5 protein-coding genes are annotated in these 5071 nt (G+C 65.5%); 1 reads left to right on the top strand and 4 read right to left on the bottom strand.

Going from position 1 to position 5071, the window contains the following annotated elements; translation table 11 throughout:
• Positions 1–66 precede the first annotated feature (66 nt).
• Complete coding sequence (locus tag QL985_RS11725) at positions 67–705, bottom strand: YdhK family protein (protein WP_059281277.1); 639 nt, start codon at positions 703–705, stop codon at positions 67–69.
• A gap of 104 nt (positions 706–809) precedes the next feature.
• Complete coding sequence (locus tag QL985_RS11720; RefSeq protein WP_235586636.1) at positions 810–1427, bottom strand: DUF4396 domain-containing protein; 618 nt, start codon at positions 1425–1427, stop codon at positions 810–812.
• Between the two features lie 139 nt (positions 1428–1566).
• On the opposite strand from QL985_RS11720, the gene QL985_RS11715 reads away from it, so the two are divergent.
• Positions 1567–2487: a restriction endonuclease gene (locus QL985_RS11715; protein WP_059281278.1), complete on the top strand. Its 921-nt coding sequence runs from the start codon at positions 1567–1569 to the stop codon at positions 2485–2487.
• Positions 2488–2859: 372 nt separating this feature from the next.
• Here the strand turns inward: QL985_RS11715 and QL985_RS11710 are convergent, their stop codons facing one another.
• Positions 2860–3534, bottom strand: coding sequence for a GIY-YIG nuclease family protein (locus QL985_RS11710; RefSeq protein ID WP_059281279.1), 675 nt, complete (start codon positions 3532–3534; stop codon positions 2860–2862).
• A 143-nt stretch (positions 3535–3677) separates the two neighbouring features.
• Entirely contained in the window at positions 3678–4952 is a 1275-nt protein-coding gene (locus QL985_RS11705; protein ID WP_101888152.1) for an MFS transporter, read from the bottom strand.
• Positions 4953–5071: the final 119 nt, after the last annotated feature.

The raw sequence follows: 5071 nt of genomic DNA, 5'->3' as shown, positions 1-5071 counted from the left end.
CGCTCGGGCGCGGGGCGGGGAGCGGGGGGCTGGCGGCGTCGTCGTCCGCTGTGGTCCGCCGGGGCGTCAGCGGCGCGGGGCGAGCTCGTCCTCCACGACCCACTTGTGGTTCTTCATGGTCATGCCGTCGGCCTCGTAGTCGACCATGTAGACGGTCTGGGTGGTGGAGGAGGCGATGGTGCCCGTGGCACCCTTCATGCCGGGCATGTGGTCCGCCTCGATGGTGACCTCGGTGCCGTCCGCGAGGCGCTCCGAACCGACGCCCTTGAGCTCCTCCTGGACCACCCACTTGTGGTTGGTGACCTCAGGCCCGCCGTCCGTGGGGGTGTAGTTCACGGCGTAGGTCACGGTTTTGTAGGCGCCCACCACGGTGGCCGGGGCGTCCTTCATGCCCTCCATGTGATCGGTGGTCAGCGTGACCTGCGTGCCCACGGGGTAGGTGGGCTTCTCCGCGGCGGCGATACCCTCCGGGGCGGGGCCGCCGTCCATGGCGTGCATGTGCTCCTGGCCGTGAGCGTGCCCGCCCTGGCTCGCACTGGGCGTGCCGCTCGCGGGTGACGACGCCGCCTGGCTCGTCGCGCTGGAGCTCGCGCTGGTCTCGTGGCCCTCGTGGGCGGAGTGGTCCGCGGAATCGGAACCGGCGGAGCAGGCGGTGGCGGTCACCAGGATGGCGAGGCCGGCGAGGGTGAGGGGAAGTCGACGCATGGGACGGATCCTTTCTGTGGGCCCTCCCGGGTTTCTGGACCCCGGTATGGGCGGGTTTCTGGTCGGAATGCGCGGTGGCAGCGGGGCCCCGCTGCGGGAGTTCCCTACAGCAGAGTGCCGAAGGAGGCGACGAAGCCACCGAGCATGAAGGCGCTGATGCCGTACGCCAGCGGGCGGTTGTCCATGGGGCCGCCGCCGGAGGCGTGGTGGGTGATGGCGTGGCCCTTGCCGCGGCGCAGCAGGGCCTTGTTCACCGGGTAAGCGGCGAAGTACGCGATCACGAGGGACAGGGCCATGGAGCCCCAGAAGAGGGCGTCCAGCAGGCCGGCGTCCATGGCGCCGGGGACCAGCCACATCACGAGGTTGTCCACGACCTCCATGGTGAGGATGGAGACGGTGTCCGCGGCGAGCACGAGGCGCAGCGCCTGGCCCACGCTGATGCCGGAGCGCAGCAGGGGCAGGGAGGACAAGGCGTAGCCGAACACAAAGGCCAGGGCGATGGCCACGGCGGTGCTCGTGACATTGCCCCACCCGAACACGGTGGCCAGGATCAGGCCGAGGATCTCACCGATGGAGCAGCCGGTGAGGCAGTGGAGGGTGGCGCTGGCGGCCATGTTGGACATGTCGTGGCCGGAGTGGTCGGAGGTGGTGTGGTCGTGCATGTCGTGACCCGTGTGGGGGTCTGGGTGGTTGGTCGGGTGGGTGGTAGCGGCCGTGTTCATGCCATCGACTATATACCCAAGGGGGGTATACAACACGGTGCTTTACCTCACTCTTGACACCCAGTGTTTGAGCAGCAATCTCTACACTGAGGTTTCGAGCCATGAGACGGCCACTAGAGAGACACGAGAGCGGTGCTGCATGACCTCACCCAATGCCCGACCCAGTGAAGTTCCCACGTGGCCCGAACTCATGGGCCCCGTCATGAACGTTCTGGAGCCTGGAGAGACCCTCCACCGCAAGGAGATCTTCGAACGAGCTGCCCGCCTCGCTCACCTCAGCGAGAAAGCTCTCCAAGAGCGACTCAACAGCGGCGAGCTCAACTACGAACACCGCATGAGTTGGGTCCTCACCCATCTGGCCCGAGCCAACCTCGTGGACAAGCCATCCCGTGGGCACTATCGCCTCAATGCCGCGGGTCGACAGTTTCATTCAGAGCATCCGGATGGCATGACGTACAGTTCAGCGAACACCTATTTCAAGTCGTATTGGAAGAAAGAGGCACGTTCAACGGCCACTCCCGCCCTGGTGACTGATGTCGCTGAAATTGACCCCCTGGAGAAAATTGACCAGGGCTTCGAGCAACTGACTACCAAAACCGGCGAGGAGCTACTTCAGCGCCTCCGGGGCTCACACCCTGACTTCTTCGAAGAGGCTGTTGTTCAGGTTCTTCTCAAGATGGGCTACGGAGGCATTGAAGAGCGCGGGCGGCGTATCGGAGGCACGGGCGATGGCGGCGTCGATGGTGTTATCGATCAGGACCCATTGGGGTTGAACCAAATCTATATACAGGCGAAGCGCTATGCGGAAACCAACTCGGTGGGCCGTGAAGCGCTGCAGGCCTTCGTAGGGGCTCTGCATGTCAAGGGAGCACCGCGAGGTATTTTCATCACCACTAGCACCTTCACCGCCTTGGCTAAGGAGTATGCATCGTTGGTGCAACCCCGCCCTATCCTCATCGACGGCGCCCGGTTGGTCGCGCTCATGATCAAGTACCGGGTGGGCGTTCAAGTGAAACAAACGTACGAGGTTTTGGCTGTGGACGAGGATTTCTTTGAATAGCCACCCCGCACATCTCAGCTGCCGAGATACAGTCCGCGCCCGTCCTTTCGTCCCATTGGTTCCCGCGACAGGTTCAGTGGTTAGGACCCTTCGCCCTCGCTCATAGATGCGAACACTGCATCGGCGAAAGCATCGTTGTGGAACCGTGAAAATGCACCCCGCCCTTTCCGCAGTTGGCCCAGCGCCAGCGATCGTGCAGCACGCAGGACACCGGGGATCCGCAGCAACTCGGGGACGGCATGGAAACCCTCCAGTTCAACCGACCTCACCGTGCCCGCTGAGCGGTAACGACCGTGGGTGGTGACGAGTGCGGTGATCTCAGCCGGCAGATCCCCGTGGGGCCCTATGTTGAGGACCGTGTAGAGCACCCACTCACCGGCATCGCCCCTCCACTCCCCCAGGAACAGCACTTCCACGCTGTGGATGCTGAGGGTGGCCAACCGTCGATTCCGTGGGCCCTTCGAGGTGTGAGGCATGGCCGTCAAGGTCCAGGACGTTCCCTCCCCCCACATCCGGCGAAGGGATGACCGCGCTGATATAAGCCGCCACGGTAGAAACCACGGCCTCGCCCTGAGGGTGACGCATGAGCTGGTCCAGCTTGTTCCGCGAACGCAACCTGCGGCGCGCAAGGGCAATTCTTTGCGGGTCGACGTGCAGTCCCGTGTAGTCCTCATCCGCTGTCAGCCACTCCGCCTGGGCCTGCTTGTCGATCAGCAAGTCCAGACGTGAACTCCCGAGCGACTGTGAGAGGAGCAAGAGGTTGCGTAGGAGGACCCCGTCAGCTTCTCGCGCGGACACGACGGCGCGTTCCATCCGGTCGAGATCCTCTGCAATAACCGGCGCGAACCTCACGGACACGATGTCCGACCACCGTCGACGATGATCCATCAAGCGGCGAGGGAAATTCACCGTCTTGCCCACGTACTCCTCGCCATTGGCAAACACGAGGACATAGATTCCAGAAGTGAACCCCACATCAAACAGGGCCGACGCCCTCAGCCCGGAGGGGACATCCCACTCTTTGAAATGCAATGACGAGGAATCCATGGATCGACTCTAGGAGGGGGCACCGACTGGCACAGAGGCGCCGGTACGCACCCACCCGGCCCCGCGGCGTCGTTGTCCCCCGAACAACCGCGCAACGAAAAGGGGCCCGCGGCACACGCCACGAGCCCCCAAAGGAGCAACCGTCAGTCCACCGCCAGCCGCCCCCGCTTGGCGTGCGGGTGCCGCCCGTGGACAGCGTGGTACAGAACAGCCGCCACGACCACCAGTACCGCCAGCACCGTGTACATGGTGCCGAACCCGGTGGCGGAGAGCAGCAGGCCCAGGACCACGGGGCCAATGCCCACGCCCACGTCCATGAGCAGCAGCAGGGTGGAGATGCCGGTGCCCAGCTTGTGGGCGGGCACCGCGCTCACGGCGATAGCCTGCGCGGCCGGCATGAGCGTGCCGTAGCCCAGACCGGTCATGGCGCCGGCCACGACCACCTGCCAGTCCTGGGTGGCCACAGCAAGGATGCCCAGCGCCACAGCGAAGCAGATGAGGCCCAGGTACACCACCACGTTGTCCCCGCGCTGGTCCTGCACCTTGCCCAGCACCAGGCGCATGATCAGCATGGCCACGGCGTACGCCACGAAGAACAGGGCGGCACCCGTGGTGACACCGCGCTCCTCGGCGTAGGCGTTGAGGTAGGTGATCACGCCCGCGTAGCAGACGCCCACCACCAGCATGAAGGAGCCGATGGGCAGCACGGACGGGTGCGCGATGTCGCTCAGGGAGAACTTCGAGCGTTCCGCCTTCGCCTCCTGGTGTGCCAGCGGCTCGCGCAGGAAGATGCCCAGCACCAGGCCGAGCACCGCGGTGGCCAGGGTGGTCCAGAACAGCCACGTGTAGTCCAGGTTGCCCACCAGGAACAGCCCCAGGGCGGGACCGATCGCCGTCGCCAGCGTGGTGCCCAGCGCGAAGTACCCGGTGCCCTCGCCGCGGCGGGAGTCGGGGATCACGGACTGCGCGATCGTCATCACGGCGGTGCTCGCGAACGCGTAGCCGAAGCCGTGGACCATGCGCACCGCGATCAGCACGGGCAGCGATCCCGCCGGGATGTACAGCGCGCACGCCACGGCCACGACCACCAGGGCGATCAGCAGCATCCGCCGCCGCCCGAGCGCGTCCACCAGGTAGCCGGAGACCAGCCGCGCCAGGGTGGCACCCACCACGAACGCGCTGGACGCGAAGCCGCCCACCGCGTCCGACGCCGCGAAGCTTTTCACCGCGTACAGCGCCATGGTGGTGACCAGCATGTAGAAGGTCAGGTACTGCAGGAAGTTGACCACCCACGCCACCACGAACGTGGGCGTGACCAGCCGCTCGGGCCCCGCGGAGTGCGCCGGGCCGGACCTGCTGTGCTCCACCACCACGGGCAGCTGGCCGGTGGGTACGTGCTCCTGGGTGTCGACGGACACGGGCGCCTCCTGAGGGTCTCGGATTTGTATAGTGCAAAATACTACTCAGAGATTTGTATAGTGCAATTCCGGGGATCCTCGTCCCGTCCGCCCGTGACCCCCGCCTCCGGGTCCACCCC

Source organism: Kocuria sp. APC 4018 (genome assembly GCF_030407675.1).
Lineage (GTDB): Bacteria > Actinomycetota > Actinomycetes > Actinomycetales > Micrococcaceae > Kocuria > Kocuria rhizophila.
Note: the sequence above shows the minus strand (reverse complement) of the source record. Positions and strands in the feature narration are given on the sequence as shown.

What these genes read in the sequence shown, in the direction of transcription:
- QL985_RS11710 (WP_059281279.1), bottom strand. Translation starts at nt 3,534, where the DNA reads ATGGATTCCTCGTCATTGCATTTCAAAGAGTGGGATGTCCCCTCCGGG.
- QL985_RS11715 (WP_059281278.1), top strand. Translation starts at nt 1,567, where the DNA reads ATGACCTCACCCAATGCCCGACCCAGTGAAGTTCCCACGTGGCCCGAA.
- QL985_RS11725 (WP_059281277.1), bottom strand. Translation starts at nt 705, where the DNA reads ATGCGTCGACTTCCCCTCACCCTCGCCGGCCTCGCCATCCTGGTGACC.
- QL985_RS11720 (WP_235586636.1), bottom strand. Translation starts at nt 1,427, where the DNA reads ATGAACACGGCCGCTACCACCCACCCGACCAACCACCCAGACCCCCAC.